This window comes from Erythrobacter oryzae, from assembly GCF_030271515.1.
GTDB classification, from domain to species: Bacteria; Pseudomonadota; Alphaproteobacteria; order Sphingomonadales; family Sphingomonadaceae; genus Erythrobacter; species Erythrobacter oryzae.
Window position 1 is genome coordinate 689,921 of record NZ_JASCXI010000002.1, and the last position, 17,099, is coordinate 707,019.

A 17,099-nucleotide genomic window follows, 5' to 3' on the forward strand; every position below is an offset into this window, starting at 1 on the left:
CCGCGCGCGCAAGTCTCCCGCCACTCGCCAGAAGGATAGCAATGGCCAACGTCACCGTGATCGGCGCCCAGTGGGGCGATGAGGGCAAGGGCAAGATCGTCGACTGGCTCGCCAGCCGGGCTGACGCCGTGGTGCGCTTTCAGGGCGGGCACAATGCCGGCCACACGCTGGTGATCGACGGCAAGACCTACAAGCTCTCGCTGCTCCCTTCGGGGATCGTCTCGGGCACGCTGTCGGTGATCGGCAATGGCGTGGTGCTCGACCCATGGGCGCTGCGGGACGAGGTGGCGAAGGTCGAGGGGCAGGGGGTCTCGATCACCGACGACAACCTTGCCATCGCCGACAATTGCCCGCTGATCCTGCCGCTCCACCGCGATCTCGACGGCTTGCGCGAAACGGCGGCGGGCAAGGGCAAGATCGGCACCACCGGGCGCGGGATCGGCCCGGCCTACGAGGACAAGGTCGGCCGCCGCGCGATCCGGGTGTGCGACCTCGCGCATCTCGACACATTGGAGCCACAGCTCGATCGCCTCTGCGCGCATCACGACGCGCTGCGCGCCGGCTTCGGCCAGCCGCCGGTGGACCGCGCCGCGCTGCTGGAAGAGCTGCGCGAGATCGCGCCCTTCGTGCTGCGCTTCGCCCAGCCGGTGTGGAAGCGCCTCAAGAAGGTGCGCCGCGCGGGCGCCAAGATCCTGTTCGAGGGCGCGCAGGGCGTGCTGCTTGACGTCGATCACGGCACCTATCCCTTCGTCACCAGCTCGAACACGGTGAGCGGCACGGCGGCGAGCGGCAGCGGCCTCGGCCCCAATTCGACCGGCTTCGTGCTCGGGATCGTCAAGGCCTACACCACCCGCGTCGGCTCGGGGCCGTTCCCCACGGAACTGGAGGACGACATCGGCCAGCGCCTCGGCGAGCGCGGCCATGAATTCGGCACGGTGACGGGCCGCAAGCGCCGCGTCGGCTGGTTCGACGCGGTGCTGGTGCGCCAGTCCTGCGCGATCAGCGGCGTCACCGGCATCGCGCTCACCAAGATCGATGTGCTCGACGGGCTCGAGAAGGTCGCGATCTGCACCGGCTACCGGCTGCGCGGCAAGGTCTACGACTATCTCCCCAGCCACGCCGCCGATCAGGCCGAATGCGAGCCGATCTACGAGGAAATGCCCGGCTGGAGCGAGAGCACCGCGGGCGCGCGGTCCTATGCCGACCTCCCGGCCAACGCGATCAAGTATATCCAGCGCATCCAGGAGCTGATCGAATGCCCCGTCGCGCTGGTCTCGACCAGCCCCGAGCGTGACGACACGATCCTGATGCGCGATCCCTTCGTCGACTAGGAGGTCCGTCCTCATGCAGATCGCCTTCCTCCCTTTCCCCGGCATGACCCAGCTCGACATGACCGGCCCCGCGCAGTTCCTCGCGCGCCTGCCGGGGGCGAGCGTGCACTATGTCTCGGGCAATCTCGATCCGGTGCCGACCGATGCGGGCTTTTCGATCGTGCCGACTGCGACCTATGCCGACATCCCCGCGCCCGACATCGTCTGCGTGCCCGGCGGGATCGGGGTTGCGAGCGTGATGAACGACGAAGCGGCGATGGCCTGGCTGCGGCAGGCCGGCAGCACCGCCACCTGGGTCACGAGCGTTTGCACCGGGGCGCTGATCCTCGGCGCGGCGGGGCTCCTGAAGGGCTACAGGGCGACCACCCACTGGGCCTGGCACCACCACCTCGCGCTGTTCGGGGCCGAGCCCGTCCACGCCCGCACCGTGATCGACCGCAACCGGGTAACCGGCGGCGGAGTGACCGCAGGGATCGACTTCGCGCTGACGCTGATCGCCGAGATCGCCGGGGAGGAGGTCGCCAAGGCGCTCCAGCTCGGCTTCGAATACGACCCCGCGCCGCCCTTCGATGCGGGCTCGCCCGAGAAGGCCGGGCCCGAGTTCGTCGCGCGCTATACCGAGGCGGCTGCTGCCCGCTCGCGTGGCCGCGAGGAGGAACTGGTCAAGGCCGCCGAACGGCTGGGCTTTGGCGTCTGACGCCGTTCCTATGGCGAGGGGCGATGCGGATTGATTGCGGGGGCCCTGCCGGAGTAGTCTCGCCCGCGTGACCCGCTTCGCGCTCCTCCTTCCCCTGCTCGCCCTTGCCGCCTGCTCCGCGCCGCCCGCGGACGCGCCCTCTTCGCAGACGCCTCTGGGTCGCGACGCCGCACGGGTCGTGCCGCAGCGGGCCGTCACTGAGGTCGATTACCTCATCGTCGACAAGTCCGAGCGGCTGATGGTCGCCTATGCCGGCGGTCAGCCGGTCAAGGCCTGGCGCGGGCTCCAGTTCGGCGATCAACCCGCGGGCCACAAGCGCTTCGAGGGCGACGAGCGCACGCCCGAGGGGCGCTACACCATCGAAGGGCGCAATCCGGGGAGCAAATATCACCTCAGCCTCAAGGTCTCCTACCCCAACGCCGAGGACCGCGCCTATGCCGCAGCGCGAGGGCGATCGCCGGGGGGTGACATCTTCCTCCACGGCCAGCCCAACAGCCTGCCGTTCGGCCGCGTGCCGGGCGACTGGACCGACGGCTGCATCGCCTTCTCCAACGAGGAGATCGCGGAGCTGTGGCGCATCGTCCCCGACGGCACCACGATCGAGATCAGGCCATAATCCTCCCCGAGCTTGCTCGGGGAGGGGGGCCACCCGCAGGGTGGTGGAGGGGCGGGCGAGGCTTGACCAAATGCTCCGAAATGGAGCCAATCTAGGCACATTTACTTGACCTGATCGCGTTTTGTTCCATAATCGTTCCAACATTGTTGGAGTCGAGTCGATGCTGACCAACGCCACTACCCAAGAAGATTTCACCTACGATCTCGCCGATGACGGCGCCGGCCTGCCCGCACGCGTCGCGATCTTCGGGGCGGAGGAGGGCTTGCGCCGCCAGATCGCCGCCGACCTCGGCGGTGCGGGGTTCCGCACGATCGACGGCGGCTCGCTGCGAGCGCTGCTCGAAGGGCCGATCGCGCTCCTGGGCGATGTGGTGGTGGTCGATTGCGCGGTCACCGGCTCGCGCGGGATCGACGCGATGATGCTCGCAGGCCTTGCGCGGCTCGACATGCGGGTGGCGCGTTCCGGAGCCAAGCTGATCGTCGCGACCAATCTCGAAGGGCTCGACGATGTCTTCGCGGTGCTCGACCAGTCCAATCCGCAGATCCTCGTCAGCCCCAGCCGCGCCGAACGCGTGATCGCGGTCGGACGGGTGATGGGCGAGGCGGGGGCGGCGCGCCTTCGCGAAATGGGCGAGGAAGACCGCGTCGCGCTGCTGCGCCTCTCGCAGCAGGTCGAGGCGATTGCCCATTCGCTCGACCGGCTGGGCCACGCGCCTGCCGCTCCCGGGCCGAGCGTGCTGGGCGAGTTCAAGCGGGACTATGCCGCGGCCGAACCCTCGGCTTTCGGCAGCTTCGGCGCCGCACCTGCCGTCGCCGCAGCGCCGCCGCTGCCCGAGCCGGGCGTGGTGCGGCAGATCATCGCCAACCGGCAGGCACGCGCACGCTTCTTCGATCCTGAGCTGTTCGGCGATCCGGCGTGGGACATGCTGCTCGACCTCACCGCCGCGCATGGCGAAGGCGCGCGGGTCTCGGTCACCTCGCTGTGCATCGCGGCGGGCGTCCCGGCGACCACCGCGCTGCGCTGGCTGACCCAGATGGTCGAGAGCGGGATCTTCGAGCGCGTGCCTGACCCCGCCGACAAGCGCCGCGCCTTCATCGCGCTGAGCGACAAGGCGCTCGCCGCGATGTCGGGCTATTTCGCGAGCCTCAGGACGCCGCTGCTGCAGGCAGCCTAGGCGGCGCCGGAGTCTTCGGGCTGCCAGTGCAGCACCACGGTCAGGCCTGAGCGCGCGGTTCCGCTTTCGGGTGATCCGGTCTCGGGCGGGGCGGGGAGTTGCGGTTCGAACCCGTCCCCTGTGATGCGGAACACGCGCCGCTCGGCATCGGCGCGGGCGCGGGCGAGGATCGCCGGGGGCACATCGCCCGCAATCAGCAGCACATCGGCCTCGCCCAGCAGGCGGGCCTGCCTGATGGTCAAATCCTCGGGATCGGGGCTGGTGATGGTGATCAGCTGCGTGATCGCGGCAGGACTGCCAGCCGAGCCCTGCGCCCACGCCGCCACCCGCTCATGCGAACCCGGATCGAGCGGGTCGAGCGGGCCGCCTTCGCGCAGGGCCGCATCCACCGCCCGCCGCCGGTCCGCCCCGTCCGGGAACCGCGCCCGCAGCACCGGCCGCGCCGCCTCGAGCGCGCGGGCCAGTGCGCCCAGCGTCGCTGGCAGCACCCGCTCGAGCCGCAGCCGCACGTGTTTGGCGAGCCCCGCCGAGGCCCCGCCGGTGCCGATCGCCACTAGCAGCGGATCGCGGTCGAGGATGCTCGGCGTGGTGAAGTCGCAGAGCTCGGGCCGGTCGACCACATTGACCAGCATCCCCGCACACCGCGCATTGATCGCCGCGACCTCGCAGGCGCGCGCGTCCTCGTAGGCGATGAAGGCGAGCCGCACGCCCTCGTCGATCGCGCGGGGCAGGTCCTCGACGATGACGCCGCCCGCGCGCTCGACCAGCCGCCGCTTGGGCTCGGCCGCAGGGCCATCGCCCAGCACCAGCACCTGTTGCCCGGCTATCTGGTGGAACAGCGGCAGGCTGGCGATGCGGCTCATGGGAGCTTCAGAGCAGCCATTCCGGCACGCGCTCGGCATCCATGATCGCGCCCGCCTCGATCCGGTCGGCGACCACGGCGAACTTGTCGCCATCGACCAGCACCTCGGCGACAAAGCCGCGCGAATTGTAGGACGAAGCCATGGTCGCGCCGTAGGCCCCCGCGGTGCGGAACACGGCGAGGTCGCCCGCTTCCAGCGCATCGCATTCGCGGCCCATCGCGAAGGTGTCCCCCGTCTCGCAGATCGGGCCGACGATATTGGCGGTCATCTGTGCGCCCTTCGGCTGCACCGCCTCGAAGTGGTGATAGGCCCCGTAAAGCGCGGGCCGCGCCAGATCGTTCATCGCCGCATCGACGATCACGAAGGGATCCTTGATCCCGCGCTTCACCCGCACCACGCGGGTCAGCAGCACGCCCGCATTGCCCGCGATCACGCGGCCGGGCTCGAAGATCAGCTTGACGCCCCAGTCCTTCGTGACGCGCGCGACCATCGCGCCATATTCGGCAGGCGCAGGCAGCACCTCGCCGACGCGATAGGGCACGCCCAATCCGCCGCCGAGGTCGACATGCGTCACCTCATGCCCCGCACCGCGCAGCGCCTGCACCAGCGCGCCGAGCTTGAGGAACGCCGCCTCCAGGGGCGCAAGATCGGCAAGCTGGCTGCCGATATGCACCGCCACCCCGCGCAGGTTCACCCCCGGCAGCCCGGCGAGCTTGCCGAAAATCTGCCCCGCCTCGCTGATCGGCACGCCGAACTTGTTGTCGGCCTTGCCGGTCGAGATCTTGTCGTGCGTGCCCGCGTCGACATCGGGGTTGATGCGCAAGGTGCACTGCGCGGTCATCCCCCGCGCGGCGGCGATTTCGGCGAGCTCGACCCCCTCCTCCTCGCTTTCGATGTTGAACTGGCCGATGCCTGCGTCGAGCGCGGCGACCATCTCGGCGGCGGTCTTGCCCACGCCCGAGAAGACGATCATCTCGGGCGCGATCCCCGCCGCCAGCGCGCGGCGCATCTCGCCGACCGAGACGACATCCGCGCCCATGCCCTGCGCCCCCAGCACCTTCAGAACCGCAAGATTGGGGTTCGACTTGACGGCGAAGGCGATCAGCTTGTCGGGCACGCCGTCCAGCGCCTCGCGGAACACCCGCGCGTGGCGTTCGAGGGTCGCGCGCGAATAGACATAGACGGGGGTGCCGACCGCATCGGCGATCAGGGGCAGCGGCACGTCCTCGGCGTGCATGACGCCGTCCTTCAGGGCAAAATGGTCCATCGTGTCTCTATTCGGGGGGCAGGTCGAAGGGGTCGTCCTGGCGCTCTTCCGAGCGGCGGCGCAGTTCGACCGAGCGTTCGGGCGCGGCCAGCGCCTCGCGGCGCAGCAGTTCCTCGGCGGACGGCGTGGCGGCGGCGCCATAGGGCGCCTCGGGCATGGCGGAGCCCTCGGGCGGGGTCAGCGGGGAGACCGTGCCGCATCCGGCAAGCGCCAGCGCGAGGGCCGAGATGGCGACAATCCGCATCATTCCTCCATTCCCAGCGCCTTGCGCGCGGCGGCGACCTGTAGACGCACTTGCTCCGGCGCGGTTCCCCCGTAGGACGCGCGCGCCGCGACCGAGGCGTCGACCGAGAGCGCAGCATAGACGCTTTCGTCGATCCGCGCATCGATTGCCTTGAGGTCATCGAGCGGCAGCTGGTCGAGCGCGATCCCGCGCGATTCCGCGAGCTTCACCGCAGCGCCGGTGATGTGATGCGCCTCACGGAACGGGATGCCCGCCTGGCGGACGAGCCAGTCGGCAAGGTCGGTGGCGGTGGCATAGCCGAGCTCGGCCGCAGCGCGCATCCGGGCGGTGTTGAACGTCGCGCCCGCGATCATCCCGGTCATCGCGGCGATGCTGAGCGCCATCAGGCTGGCGGCCTCGAACACCGGCGGCTTGTCGTCCTGCATGTCCTTGGAATAGGCGAGCGGCAGGCCTTTCATGGTGATCATCAGGCTGGTCAGGCTGCCGATCACCCGGCCCGAATGCCCGCGCACCAGTTCGGCGGCATCGGGGTTCTTCTTCTGCGGCATGATCGAGCTGCCGGTCGAAAGGCTGTCGGGCAGGCGGATGAAGCCGAAGGGCTGGCTTGCCCAGAGGATCAGCTCTTCCGCGAGCCGCGACAAGTGCAGCGCGGTGGCCGAGCAGGACCACAGGAAATCGAGCGCGAAGTCGCGGTCGGAGACGGCGTCGAGGGAGTTGGCAGTGGGGCGGTCGAAGCCGAGCGCGCTCGCTGTCGCTTCGCGGTCGATAGGGAAGCCCGTGCCTGCCAGCGCAGCGCTGCCGAGCGGGCACTCGTTCATCCGCGTGGCCGCGTCGCTGATGCGGACGCGGTCACGCCGGAACATCTCGTAATAGGCCATCAGGTGATGGCCGAGCGTGACGGGCTGCGCGGTCTGCAAGTGGGTGAAGCCGGGCATGATGCTCGCGGCGTGCTCTCCCGCGCAGGTCACCAGCGCGCGCTGGAGCGCGGCCAGCCCTTCGTCCATTTGCGCAAAGGCATCGCGCACCCACAGGCGGAAATCGGTCGCGACCTGATCGTTGCGGCTCCTCGCGGTGTGGAGCCTTCCGGCGACCGGCCCGATCAGCTCGGCAAGCCGGGCCTCGGTGGTCATGTGGATGTCTTCGCGGTCCCAGTCCTCGGGGACGCCGTTCGCCTCATATTCGGCGGCGACGGCATCGAGGCCCGCAGCGATGGCGGCGGCATCCTCGGTCGCGACGATCCCGGCCGCGCCGAGCATCGCCACGTGCGCCTTGCTCGCGGCGATGTCCTGTCGCCACAGCGCCTTGTCGAAGGGGATCGAGGCGTTGATTTCGCGCATGATCGCGCTAGGGCCGTCAGCGAAGCGGCCGCCCCACATGGCGTTGGTCGCGCTGTTGCCGGAGCCTGTCATGTCCCGCTGGTCGCTCATTCTCGGATTGCCGCTCCTGCTGCTGGCGGGATGCGATAGGGCGGCAGACGCGCCAGCGCAACCGGTTGAAGCGGGCGCCGCGTCGGGGACGACGATCGGCCTGATGACCCGCCAGTTTGCCGGGACGCCGCTCCCCGATCTGCAATTCAGGGACCCGGCGGGCAAGGTGCTCGACCTGGGCGCGACGGACGGCCCGGTGCTGCTCAACCTGTGGGCGACCTGGTGCGGGCCCTGCGTCAGGGAAATGCCGCAACTTGATGCGCTGGCCGGAGAGCTCGAGGGCGAGGTCAGGGTCATCACCGTCAGCCAGGACATTCGCGGGGCAGAGCTCGTGACGCCGTTCTTCGCGCGAGGAGGCTATCAGCGGCTGGAGCCGTGGCTCGATCCCGACACCGCGCTCTCGGCCCAGCTCACGCCCGAGGGCGCGCTGCCGCTCACCATCCTGTTCGACGCCAGCGGCAAGGAGGTGCTGCGGGTGATGGGCGTCTATGACTGGGGCTCACCGGACGCGGCCAAGCTGGTGAAGGACGCGCTCAAGCCCGCGTAATCTGGGAGGGCAAGCCCGAGCGGGGCGAGCGGAAAGCCGAACAGCCCGCTCATCAGCTGCGCCTGGATGCCCTTGGCGGGCCAGCGCCGCGAGAGCGGGGCGAGCACGCGGTCGCGCATCCCCGGCAGCACGCGCGAATCCGACTGGTAGAGCGGGGTGAAGAGCTTGGTCACCCACTGATAGAGCCACACATGATCGCTGCGCCACCCGGCGGCGAGGCGCAGCTTTTCGGCGAGCGTGCGCCCTTCTGCGAGGCCGCGCGCAAGGCTCCACGCATCGAGCAGCGCCATGTTCGCGCCTTGCCCCAGCTGGGGGCTCGCCGAGTGCCATGCGTCGCCGATGGCGATCATGCGCTCGCCCACGGGGGCGGGGTGGGTGCGGTGGGCGTAGCGGGCGAAGGTGAGCTGTTCGCGGGTCTCGATGCGGGCGAGCAGGCCTTCGAGGGCGGGCCAGAGGCGCAGCACCTCGGCCTTCCAGTCGCCAAGCGGGGTGGCGAGCCATGCCGGGTGATCCTCGGCCTTGAGCGACCAGAAGAACGCTACCTCCGGCCCCGCGCCGCCGCTGCGCGTCCCGATGGGCAGCACCCCCGCCATCTGCCCCGCGCGGCGGTAGCGTTGTTCGAGGAGGTTGCCCGCGAAGGGATCGCCCGCGCGCAGGGGAAGGCTCGCCCACAAGGCGCCGAAGGGGAGGATGTTCTTGGGCGCGGGGTCGAAGCCGGTGCGCCAGCCGCTCGCGTCGACTACGAGGTCGAAGGGGGCGGAAGGGTCGCGGCCCTCGAACAAGAGGCGGCGGCCTGCCGCATCGCACGCGCTCCCCGTGACCGCGTGGCCCGCATGGATCGTCACCCCCGGCTGGCGCTCCGCCGCTTCGAACAGCACATCGAACAGGCTCGCGCGGTGGATGCCGAGGCCGAAGGCGTGCGGCACGCCCAAGGCGGCATAGGGCGCGTCGAGCACGCAGCGGCCATGCTCCTCGATGCCCTGCAATGCATCGACCCGCGCCCCGCGCCGGACCACCTCCTCGGCCAAGCCCAGCGCCGCCAGCACCGCCATCCCGCTCGGCTGGATCATCAGCCCCGATCCGACCGGGCCGGGCGAGACGAAGCGGTCGAAGACCTGCGCCTCATGCCCCTGCCGCGCCAGCAGCCGTGCAGCGGCGAGCCCCGCAGGCCCGCAGCCGATGATGGCGATCGTAAGCGGCTCCATAAAGTGCCCCATACCGCGCGTGATGCGCGCAAATCCCTGATATCGGCGGGTTAGCGCGCGACCAGTGAATTTAGTGCAAAGGGTGTGCGCTCAGTCGGAGAGGCGCGCGGCGATGGCCTCGCCCATGCGCAGCGGGTCGCCCGGGTTAAGATCCGACCGCCATTCCACGCGGCCCGGCTCGAACAGCAGCACCACCGTGGAGCCGAGGTAGAACCGCCCCATTTCGTCCCCGGCGGCAAAGCTGCGGCCCTGCAGCACGAAGTCCTCGTGGACGGGCGCGCTTGCATGGGTGCGGAACTGGTTGGGCCACACCGTGTCGATCCCCGCGACGATCATCGCGCCGACCATGATGCTGGCGAAGTGGCCGTCCGGGCCATCGAAGCGGCAGGACAGCCGCTCGTTGCGCGCGAACAGCCGGTCGACCCCCGCGGCGGTGGCGGTGTTGACCGAGTAGAGGTCGCCCGGGATGTAGGTCGTCTGCGCCAGCGTGCCGGCGGCGGGCATGTGGACGCGGTGGTAGTCCTTGGGGCTGAGGTAGATGGTGATGAAGCGCCCGCCCTCGAACCGCGCGGCTTCCTCGGGCCCGCAGCCGAGGATTTCGGCCACGGAATAGTCGCGCCCCTTGGCCTGGATGATCCGCCCGCCGCTCACCGGGCCGAGCTGGCTCACCGCGCCATCGGCGGGAGATAGGATGAACTTCGTCGCATCCGCCAGCGGCCTTGCGCCGGGCTTCAACTCGCGAGTGAAGAAGTCGTTGAAGCTCGCGAACTCCCCGATCCCGCGCGCGGCCTCGGCAAGGTTGACGCCGTAAGCCGCGACGAAGCGCCGGATCAGCGTGTCCCGCAGCCACGGCGTCTCGCTCGCCGCGATGCTCCCGGCAAAGCGCGAGAGGGCGTGCTGCGGGACGAGGTGCTGGAGGGCGATGAAGAGGTCGGACATTGGGCCGCGCTAAAGGGACGCAGGCCGCGGCGCAAGCAACTCGGGTTAGAGCGTGGGTGTCTGGCCGCCGTCGACCTTGATCGCGCTGCCCGTGATGAAGCCCGCTCTCGGCGAGGCGAGGAAGGCGGCGATGTCGCCGAACTCCTCCGGCCGCCCGAGCCGCCCTGCGGGAATCGCCGCGACCGAGCGGGCGGTGACCTGCTCGGCCTCGAGCCCTTGCGCCGCCGCCATTCCGGCGTGGAGGCTGGAGAGCCGGTCGGTCGCGATCTGTCCGGGGAGCAGCAGGTTGACCGTCACCCCGTCCGCCGCGACCTCGTTCGCCAGCGTCTTGCACCACGAGGCGAGCATCGCGCGCACCGCGTTCGACAGCACCAGCCCTGCGATAGGCGTGACGAGGCTGGTCGAGGCGACCGCGAGAATCCGCCCGAAGCCGCGCGACCGCATACCGGGCAGGAACTCCTGCGCCAGCGCCAGTTGCGCGTTGAACATCCGCGGCAGCACGGCGGCGAAATCCGCGGGGCTGGTCGATGCCGCACCCCCCATCGGTGGCCCGCCCGCATTGAGCACCAGAATATCGGGCGAGGCACCCCCGGCGCGCACCCGGTCGATGATCGCTTGCGGCGCGGCCGGATCGTCGAGGTCGGCGTGGATGTGGAGTCGCCCCGGCAGCCCCGCGCCCGAACGCGCCACGGTCATCACCCCCGCACCCTCGGCCGCCAGCGCCTCGGCGATCGCGCGCCCCAGCCCCTTGCTCGCGCCCAATACCAGCGCGGTCTTGCCTTCGAGCCCAAGATCCATCGCATCGTCTCCCGCAAAGGCCAGAACTGGTGGGCGGTGACGGGCTCGAACCGCCGACCCTCTCGGTGTAAACGAGATGCTCTACCAACTGAGCTAACCGCCCCACGGCGTCGTGGGCCGGGGGCGGTTTAGCTGTGTCGGCGGCGCGGTCAAGCTGGTAGAGTGGCGGGGCCATGACCATTCACACGGCCCTCAATGACGGCACCCCGGTGTGCATCCGCCGCGTGCGTCCCGAGGACGAGGCGCGGCTGAAGGAGGGCATCGCGCAACTCTCGCCGCAATCGCGCTACCTCAGGTTCTTCTCGGGAATGCGCGAGGCCCCGCCGCAGGTGCTGCGCGCGCTGGCGAGTGCGGGCGGGCACGATCACCTCGCCTGGGGCGCGCTCAGGAGCGACCTGCCGGAAACGCCCGCCCTAGGCGTGGTCCACGCCTTCCGTGACCCTGACGATCCGGATGCCGCCGAATTCTCGGTCGCGGTGGTCGACGCCTATCACGGGCGCGGCCTCGCGCGGCTCTTGACCGCGGTGCTGCTGCTCGATTGCGCGCGCGAGGGGTATGAGCATTTCACCGTCCATGTGCTCCCCGAAAACCGCCCGGCGCTGGCGCTGGCGCGCTCGCTGGGAGCGAAGGGGGTGGGGCACGAGGGCGGGGTGACCGAGATGGCGATCGACATCGAGGACGCGCTCGCCTCGCTGCGCGCCGAGGCCGACGTGCCGGGGCTGGCCGCGGTGTTCGAGCAGTTCGGCAACGAGCCGCAGGAGTGATTTCGAGTGAAATGGAACATTTCACGGCTCGGAAATCACGGCTCAACTAAGCGAGGGCGCATGTCGCGGCTAGGGGCGGCGGCATGAGCACCCGCACGCCCCGCATCCTCGTCCTCGGCACCGGCGGCACGATTGCAGGCGCGGGGAGCGGCGGGACGGGGGCGGGGTATCGTCCGGGCGGGTTGTCGCTCGAGGTGCTGGTGGGGCACCTTGCAGCGCTGGGGCTCAGCGCGGACCTGGTGCCGCAGGAGATCGCGCGGATCGGCTCGCAGGACATCGGTTTTGCCGAGTGGCAGGCGCTCCATGTGGCCTCCATGGGGGCGATGGACGATCCTTCGGTGGATGCCGTCATCATCACCCACGGCACCGACACGGCCGAGGAGACCGGCTTCCTGCTCGACCTGACGCTGCCCACGACCAAGCCCGTGATCCTTGTCGGCGCGATGCGCCCGGCGGACGCCGTGGGCGCGGACGGGATGCGCAACTTCGCCAATGCGGTGAAGGTGGCGGGCGACCCTGCGGCGGCAGGGCGCGGCGTGATGCTGGTGATGGGCGACGCAGTGCTCGCCGTGCGCGACGCCCGCAAATCCGCGACCAGCGCTATCGACGCCTTCCGCACCTTCCCGAGGGGGCCTTTGGCGCGCGTCACCCCCTCGAGCCTCGACTGGTTCGGCCCTGCGCACCGCGTGGGAGAGGCCGCGCGCTATCCCTTTCCGGCTGAGCTGCCCCGCGTGGCGATCCTCACCGCGGGGGCGGGGATGGACGCAAAGCCGGTCGAAGCGCTGCTCGGCATCGGCGCGCGCGGGATCGTGCTCGCGGGCATGGGGCAGGGCAATGCGCCCCGCGTGGTTCTGGAGGCCCTCGCCGCTTGCGCGGCTTCTGGGGTGCCGGTGGTGCGTGCCTCGCGGGTCGACGAAGGGCTGGTCGACCGCAATGTCGAGGTGGAGGACGATGCCCTCGGGCTGGTCGCGGCAAGAGCGCTCGGCCCGGCCAAGGCGCGGGTGCTGCTGATAGTGCTGGTGGCGAACGGGGTGACCGACGCGGGGAGGGTGCAGGCGGCGTTTGATGGGTGAGGGCTCTCAGCGCGCCTCAGCCCCACCCGCCTTCAACTCCGATAGCACTGCGTTCAGTTTCTCCAGCACCGCCTGCGCCTGTTCCCGTTCGTCGGCGCTGATCGCTTCGGCGACACGCGCGGCGATGGTGGCCTCGCGCGCCACGATGCCCGCGACCGCCGCGCGTCCCTGCGGTGTCAGAACAAGCTTGGGTGACCGGCGGCTCGTCGTCTTGGGATCGGTTGCGATGAATCCAGCCGTGATCAGCGGGGCCGCCAGGCGCTGGATCAGTTGTCGTGAGACCGCCCGGTCGCGCGCGATCTCGGACAGGGTCAGCGCTCCATGCCGGTCGAGCAGCAGCAGGATCGAGCGCGCCCCAGCTGACAGACCGTGCCCGGCGTGCAGCTTGTCCGAGATGCGGTCGAGCAGATGGTAGGCGCGGGTCAGCGCCATCAGGAAGCGGATGTTGTCGGGGTCGGTCACCCGTGCAGGATGACAACCAAATTGACAATCCTCAAGCGCGGATTATGTCAACATTGTTGTCAATTTGAGCGAGGCTGACGATGGCGATGTTTGACGGCGTTGCGGGCCGGATCGCGGTGCGGGTTATGGAGCGCACCAACGCCGAGGCGGAGCGCGAGGCGGTGCGCAGGCTCGCTGCGGGCCCGGGTGCGAAGGTGCTCGTGATGGGATTTGGTCCAGGCATCGGCTTGCAACACCTGCTCGAAGGCCCGGTCGCAGAGGTCGTCGGCGTCGACCCCTCGCAGGTGATGCATGATGCGGCCGCCCGCCGTAACGCGCTGGCGCTCGCGGAGGGGCGGCTGCGGCTGGTCAAGGCGCAGGCTGCCGATCTGCCCCGTGACGCCGGCCCTTTCGACGGGGCGATCGCGGTGCACACGCTCCAGATCTGCCGTCCTTTCGCCCCGACCGCCGCGATGCTCGCCGACGTCCTGCGTCCGGGAGCGCAGCTGATCGGGATCACCCACGGCTGGGCCGCGCGCAAGGACTATGGCGAGGAGAGCCTGTTCACCGACGCCGTCGCGCAAGGGCTGGCGGGCGCAGGCTTCGCGCAGGCCCGCCATGGCCGCGCCGATGCCGAGGGCGGCACGGCGGTGCTGCTCGAAGCGGTCCGCTGACCTGCCTGATCCTAACCCGGTGCGGCCAACGCCGGGGCCGGGTGCCCCCTCACCCCCAGGGGGTGACCAGATACTTCTCGCCGGTCTTCATCTGGCGGTAGTCGAGGATCGCGTCCTTCTCCAGCATCCCCTCCAGCGTCACCTTGGCCTTGTAATGCGAAGCGAAGGTGGTGGTGAGGCCGGCCTGAACCCGCTGGCGCATCCGCACCACGGTTTCCATCCCCGCCCGCGCAAGGAAGGGCGTCAGCAGCCAGCCGGCGATGCTCCACTGGAGGCCGTAGGACGGCGTCAGGATCGTCGGCGACAGGTCGAGGCGGCCGTAGATGTACATCTTCTTCTGCTGGTTCGAGCCGTAGCGCGAGAACTCGCTCATCTGGCTGACCGCGACCTGCTCCATCGCCTTGAGCACGCCATCACTGGCCTGCCCGCCGCCGATCGGGTCGAAGCCGAGGAAGGCGCCGGTCTCGGCAATCGCGGCGCGCAGGTCGGCCATGTAGGTGGGGGCGGAGCTATCGACGACATATTGCGCGCCCTGTTCCTTGAGCATGGCGACATGCTCGGGCTTGCGGACGATGTTGACCAGCTTCATCCCGTCCTCGATGCAGATGCGGTTGAGCATCTGGCCGAGGTTCGAGGCGGCGGCGAGGTGGACGATGGCCGAGTGGCCCTCCATCTTTGCGGTCTCGACGAAGCCCAGCGCGGTCATCGGGTTAACGAAGCTGGAGGCACCGACCTCGGAGGAATGCTCGCCCAAGGGCAGGCACATCATCGCATCGGCGATGGCGTATTGCGAGAAGGCGTTGCCCGGGACGCAGGCGACGCGCTGGCCCATGAGGGCCCTGGCCATGTCGCTGTCACCGGTGGCGATCACCGTGCCCGCGCCCTCGTTGCCCGCCGGAAGCCGCTGGCCGTGGCGCGCCTTGTTGCCGGTGAGGAAGGGCTCGGGCATGGTCGCGACTACCTTGCCGGGGGCATATTCGGCGGTCTCGAAATCGGCGGCAGAGGTGAGGATCGCGAGATCGCTCGGGTTGATCGGCGCGGCCTCCATCTTCACCAGCACCTGATTGCCCTTGGGCTCGGGGAACTGACTCTCGGCGACTTCCAGCGTCAGCTTGCCGTCGGCGGTGAGGGTGGTGAAGAGCTGCTTTCCGGTAGTCATGGCGATCGTCTCCCTTTGTTGCTGGCGGGCCTAGGGTTTCTGGTTGCGCTTCGCAACCGTTGGCGAAGGCCCACCCGTGATCGGAGTCACGCGCCTCCGATCACCCCCTCCCGCAGGCGGGAGGGGCGCTCAATGCCAGCAAGTCCCCCTCCCGCATGCGGGGAGCCGCAGGCGTGGCGAAGCCACAGCGGTTAGGGGTGGGCACGAATCAGGGATAGGTCGCTTCGACGAAATAGAGCCCGTGGGGCGGAGCGTTGAGGCCCAGTGCATTGCGGTCGCGCGCCGCCAGCGCCTCGGCGATGCGGCTTTCCGGCCAGGTGCCAGCGCCCACCAGCTTGAGGCAGCCGACCATGCTCCTCACCTGATGGTGGAGGAAAGAGCGCGCGGCGGCGTGGATGTGGATTTCCTCGCCGACCTTCTCGACCCGCAGCTCGTCGAGCGACTTCACCGGATCGGCGGCCTGACAGTGCACGCTGCGGAAGGTGGTGAAGTCATGCCGCCCCACCAGCGCCTGCGCGGCGCGGTGCATCGCCTCGGCGTCGAGCGGCTGGGGCACGTGCCACGCCTTGTCGCGCAGCAGGGTGAGCGGCGCGCGGCGGTTGGCGATCCTGTAGAGATAGCGCCGCCCGGTGCAGGAAAAGCGCGCGTGCCAATCGTCGGGCACCACCTCGCAATGGGTCACCGCGACGGGATCGGGCCGCAGCTGGGCGTTCACCGCCGCCATCAGCCGGAACGGATCGAAGGGCTTTGCGATGTCGACGTGGCTACGCATTGCCAGCGCATGCACCCCCGCATCGGTGCGCCCGGCCGAGTGCATGACCACCTGCTCGCCCGTGATCCGTGCGAGTGCATCCTCGACCGCTTGCTGCACGCTCGGGCCGTGGCTCTGGCGTTGCAGGCCGAAGAAGGGCGTGCCGTCAAATTCCAAGGTGAGGGCGAAGCGGGTCACCCCAGTACCGTCCCGGCCGCGACCGCCCGCCCGCGCAGGAACTCCGCGCGTTCGAGCACCGGCTTGCCCGCGCGCTGGAGCTTCAGGGGCCGGATCGCGCCCGAGCCGCAGGCGATGGTGAAGTCATCGTCCAGCACCGTTCCGGGATTGCCCGCGCCCTCGACCACCTCGGCGAGCAGCAGTTTCACCCGCTCTTCGCCGAGTTCGAACCAAGCGCCGGGGAAGGGGGCGAGGCCGCGCACCAGCCGCTCGATTGCCTCGGCGTCCTGCGACCAATCGATCTTCGCTTCGGCCTTGTCGATCTTGGGGGCATAGATTGCCGCGGCATCGTCCTGTGGCTCGGGCGGGAAGGCGGCGAGATCGGCCAGCACCTCGACCATCGCCGCCGCGCCCACGGCGCCCAGCTCCACGAACAGCTCGCCGGTCGTCTTGCGCTCCACTGGAACGGCAATCTTGTGCAGCATCGGCCCGGTATCGAGCCCCGCTTCCATCTGCATGATCGTGACGCCCGTCTCGGCATCCCCCGCCATCACCGCACGGTGGATCGGCGCCGCGCCGCGCCACCGGGGCAGCAGCGAGGCGTGGATGTTGAGGCAGCCATGCTTCGGCGCGTCGAGCACCGGCTGCGGCAGGATCAGGCCATAGGCTGCGACCACCGCCACATCGGCCCCGAGCGCGGCAAATTCCGCCTGCGCCTCGGCCCCCCGCAGCGACACAGGCGAGCGGACCGGCACCCCCAAACGCTCGGCCTCCACCTGCACCGGAGAGGGCATCAGCTTCTTCCCCCGCCCCGCCGGACGCGGCGGCTGGGTGTAGGCGCACACCACCTCATGCCCCGCCTCATGCAGCGCGCGCAGGGCCGGAACCGCGAATTCCGGCGTTCCCATGAAGATGATGCGCATAAGGATGCTCGGCGGCCTTTGTGAAGCGA

General features: G+C 69.9%; 19 protein-coding genes and 1 tRNA gene. 8 read left to right on the forward strand and 12 right to left on the reverse strand.

Features of this window, described 5'->3' with window-relative positions:
* Positions 1–41 precede the first annotated feature (41 nt).
* From PFX90_RS07860 to PFX90_RS07875, 4 genes are all read left to right on the forward strand, one after another.
* The gene (locus PFX90_RS07860) at positions 42–1,331 is read left to right on the forward strand and encodes an adenylosuccinate synthase (RefSeq protein ID WP_285711841.1); all 1,290 of its coding nucleotides are present in this window, start codon (positions 42–44) and stop codon (positions 1,329–1,331) included.
* A gap of 13 nt (positions 1,332–1,344) precedes the next feature.
* Positions 1,345–2,028, forward strand: coding sequence for a DJ-1/PfpI family protein (locus PFX90_RS07865; protein ID WP_285711843.1), 684 nt, complete (start codon positions 1,345–1,347; stop codon positions 2,026–2,028).
* Positions 2,029–2,095: 67 nt separating this feature from the next.
* Positions 2,096–2,644 (forward strand): L,D-transpeptidase family protein, encoded by a 549-nt coding sequence (locus tag PFX90_RS07870; protein ID WP_285711844.1) that lies wholly within the window; start codon positions 2,096–2,098, stop codon positions 2,642–2,644.
* 160 nt (positions 2,645–2,804) lie between these two features.
* The gene (locus PFX90_RS07875; RefSeq protein ID WP_285711845.1) at positions 2,805–3,818 is read left to right on the forward strand and encodes a helix-turn-helix domain-containing protein; all 1,014 of its coding nucleotides are present in this window, start codon (positions 2,805–2,807) and stop codon (positions 3,816–3,818) included.
* On the opposite strand, the gene PFX90_RS07880 is transcribed toward PFX90_RS07875, so the two are convergent.
* From PFX90_RS07880 to argH, 4 genes are read right to left on the reverse strand one after another with little or no spacing between them, the layout of a single operon-like run.
* Positions 3,815–4,681 carry a precorrin-2 dehydrogenase/sirohydrochlorin ferrochelatase family protein gene (locus PFX90_RS07880; RefSeq protein ID WP_285711846.1) on the reverse strand — a complete coding sequence of 289 codons (867 nt, stop codon included), beginning with the start codon at positions 4,679–4,681 and terminating at the stop codon, positions 3,815–3,817. The two genes, PFX90_RS07875 and PFX90_RS07880, sit on opposite strands and share 4 nt — an antisense overlap.
* Before the next feature lie 7 nt (positions 4,682–4,688).
* Complete coding sequence (lysA, locus tag PFX90_RS07885) at positions 4,689–5,948, reverse strand: diaminopimelate decarboxylase (protein WP_285711847.1); 1,260 nt, start codon at positions 5,946–5,948, stop codon at positions 4,689–4,691.
* Between the two features lie 7 nt (positions 5,949–5,955).
* The gene (locus PFX90_RS07890; RefSeq protein WP_419180093.1) at positions 5,956–6,192 is read right to left on the reverse strand and encodes a lipoprotein; all 237 of its coding nucleotides are present in this window, start codon (positions 6,190–6,192) and stop codon (positions 5,956–5,958) included.
* A complete protein-coding gene (argH, locus tag PFX90_RS07895) occupies positions 6,192–7,568 on the reverse strand; it encodes an argininosuccinate lyase (protein WP_285712052.1) in 1,377 nt (458 codons plus the stop codon). Before argH ends, PFX90_RS07890 begins: the two co-directional genes overlap by 1 nt.
* A 154-nt stretch (positions 7,569–7,722) precedes the next feature.
* Between argH and PFX90_RS07900 the strand changes: the two genes are divergently transcribed.
* Positions 7,723–8,166 (forward strand): TlpA family protein disulfide reductase, encoded by a 444-nt coding sequence (locus PFX90_RS07900; RefSeq protein WP_285711849.1) that lies wholly within the window; start codon positions 7,723–7,725, stop codon positions 8,164–8,166.
* Here PFX90_RS07900 and PFX90_RS07905 read toward each other — a convergent pair.
* From PFX90_RS07905 to PFX90_RS07920, 4 genes are all read right to left on the reverse strand, one after another.
* On the reverse strand, positions 8,106–9,371 hold the full coding sequence (locus tag PFX90_RS07905) for an FAD-dependent oxidoreductase (RefSeq protein ID WP_285711850.1): 1,266 nt from the start codon (positions 9,369–9,371) through the stop codon (positions 8,106–8,108). The two genes, PFX90_RS07900 and PFX90_RS07905, sit on opposite strands and share 61 nt — an antisense overlap.
* A 90-nt stretch (positions 9,372–9,461) precedes the next feature.
* Positions 9,462–10,310, reverse strand: coding sequence for an archaetidylserine decarboxylase (gene asd / locus PFX90_RS07910; protein ID WP_285711851.1), 849 nt, complete (start codon positions 10,308–10,310; stop codon positions 9,462–9,464).
* A 45-nt stretch (positions 10,311–10,355) separates the two neighbouring features.
* Positions 10,356–11,108 (reverse strand): SDR family oxidoreductase, encoded by a 753-nt coding sequence (locus PFX90_RS07915; protein ID WP_285711852.1) that lies wholly within the window; start codon positions 11,106–11,108, stop codon positions 10,356–10,358.
* Positions 11,109–11,135: 27 nt separating this feature from the next.
* Positions 11,136–11,211 (reverse strand) — tRNA-Val (locus PFX90_RS07920).
* A 70-nt stretch (positions 11,212–11,281) separates the two neighbouring features.
* Here PFX90_RS07920 and PFX90_RS07925 point away from each other — a divergent pair.
* Both PFX90_RS07925 and PFX90_RS07930 read left to right on the forward strand, forming a co-directional pair.
* The gene (locus PFX90_RS07925; RefSeq protein WP_285711853.1) at positions 11,282–11,872 is read left to right on the forward strand and encodes a GNAT family N-acetyltransferase; all 591 of its coding nucleotides are present in this window, start codon (positions 11,282–11,284) and stop codon (positions 11,870–11,872) included.
* An 83-nt stretch (positions 11,873–11,955) separates the two neighbouring features.
* On the forward strand, positions 11,956–12,945 hold the full coding sequence (locus PFX90_RS07930) for an asparaginase (RefSeq protein WP_285711855.1): 990 nt from the start codon (positions 11,956–11,958) through the stop codon (positions 12,943–12,945).
* A gap of 6 nt (positions 12,946–12,951) precedes the next feature.
* On the opposite strand, the gene PFX90_RS07935 is transcribed toward PFX90_RS07930, so the two are convergent.
* Entirely contained in the window at positions 12,952–13,407 is a 456-nt protein-coding gene (locus PFX90_RS07935; protein WP_285711856.1) for a MarR family winged helix-turn-helix transcriptional regulator, read from the reverse strand.
* A gap of 80 nt (positions 13,408–13,487) precedes the next feature.
* Between PFX90_RS07935 and PFX90_RS07940 the strand changes: the two genes are divergently transcribed.
* Complete coding sequence (locus PFX90_RS07940) at positions 13,488–14,060, forward strand: class I SAM-dependent methyltransferase (RefSeq protein WP_285711857.1); 573 nt, start codon at positions 13,488–13,490, stop codon at positions 14,058–14,060.
* A gap of 49 nt (positions 14,061–14,109) precedes the next feature.
* On the opposite strand, the gene PFX90_RS07945 is transcribed toward PFX90_RS07940, so the two are convergent.
* From PFX90_RS07945 to fmt, 3 genes are all read right to left on the reverse strand, one after another.
* Positions 14,110–15,219, reverse strand: a complete 1,110-nt coding sequence (locus tag PFX90_RS07945) for a zinc-binding dehydrogenase (RefSeq protein WP_285711858.1) — start codon at positions 15,217–15,219, stop codon at positions 14,110–14,112.
* 208 nt (positions 15,220–15,427) lie between these two features.
* A complete protein-coding gene (gene truA, locus PFX90_RS07950) occupies positions 15,428–16,168 on the reverse strand; it encodes a tRNA pseudouridine(38-40) synthase TruA (RefSeq protein ID WP_285711859.1) in 741 nt (246 codons plus the stop codon).
* A complete protein-coding gene (gene fmt, locus PFX90_RS07955) occupies positions 16,165–17,070 on the reverse strand; it encodes a methionyl-tRNA formyltransferase (RefSeq protein WP_285711860.1) in 906 nt (301 codons plus the stop codon). Before fmt ends, truA begins: the two co-directional genes overlap by 4 nt.
* Positions 17,071–17,099: the final 29 nt, after the last annotated feature.

Coding starts and splice junctions, on each gene's coding strand:
- PFX90_RS07860 (WP_285711841.1), top strand. CDS start 42: ATGGCCAACGTCACCGTGATCGGCGCCCAGTGGGGCGATGAGGGCAAG.
- PFX90_RS07865 (WP_285711843.1), top strand. CDS start 1,345: ATGCAGATCGCCTTCCTCCCTTTCCCCGGCATGACCCAGCTCGACATG.
- PFX90_RS07875 (WP_285711845.1), top strand. CDS start 2,805: ATGCTGACCAACGCCACTACCCAAGAAGATTTCACCTACGATCTCGCC.
- PFX90_RS07880 (WP_285711846.1), bottom strand. CDS start 4,681: ATGAGCCGCATCGCCAGCCTGCCGCTGTTCCACCAGATAGCCGGGCAA.
- lysA (WP_285711847.1), bottom strand. CDS start 5,948: ATGGACCATTTTGCCCTGAAGGACGGCGTCATGCACGCCGAGGACGTG.
- PFX90_RS07890 (WP_419180093.1), bottom strand. CDS start 6,192: ATGCGGATTGTCGCCATCTCGGCCCTCGCGCTGGCGCTTGCCGGATGC.
- argH (WP_285712052.1), bottom strand. CDS start 7,568: ATGTGGGGCGGCCGCTTCGCTGACGGCCCTAGCGCGATCATGCGCGAA.
- PFX90_RS07900 (WP_285711849.1), top strand. CDS start 7,723: ATGACCCGCCAGTTTGCCGGGACGCCGCTCCCCGATCTGCAATTCAGG.
- PFX90_RS07905 (WP_285711850.1), bottom strand. CDS start 9,371: ATGGAGCCGCTTACGATCGCCATCATCGGCTGCGGGCCTGCGGGGCTC.
- asd (WP_285711851.1), bottom strand. CDS start 10,310: ATGTCCGACCTCTTCATCGCCCTCCAGCACCTCGTCCCGCAGCACGCC.
- PFX90_RS07915 (WP_285711852.1), bottom strand. CDS start 11,108: ATGGATCTTGGGCTCGAAGGCAAGACCGCGCTGGTATTGGGCGCGAGC.
- PFX90_RS07925 (WP_285711853.1), top strand. CDS start 11,282: ATGACCATTCACACGGCCCTCAATGACGGCACCCCGGTGTGCATCCGC.
- PFX90_RS07930 (WP_285711855.1), top strand. CDS start 11,956: ATGAGCACCCGCACGCCCCGCATCCTCGTCCTCGGCACCGGCGGCACG.
- PFX90_RS07940 (WP_285711857.1), top strand. CDS start 13,488: ATGGCGATGTTTGACGGCGTTGCGGGCCGGATCGCGGTGCGGGTTATG.
- PFX90_RS07945 (WP_285711858.1), bottom strand. CDS start 15,219: ATGACTACCGGAAAGCAGCTCTTCACCACCCTCACCGCCGACGGCAAG.
- fmt (WP_285711860.1), bottom strand. CDS start 17,070: ATGCGCATCATCTTCATGGGAACGCCGGAATTCGCGGTTCCGGCCCTG.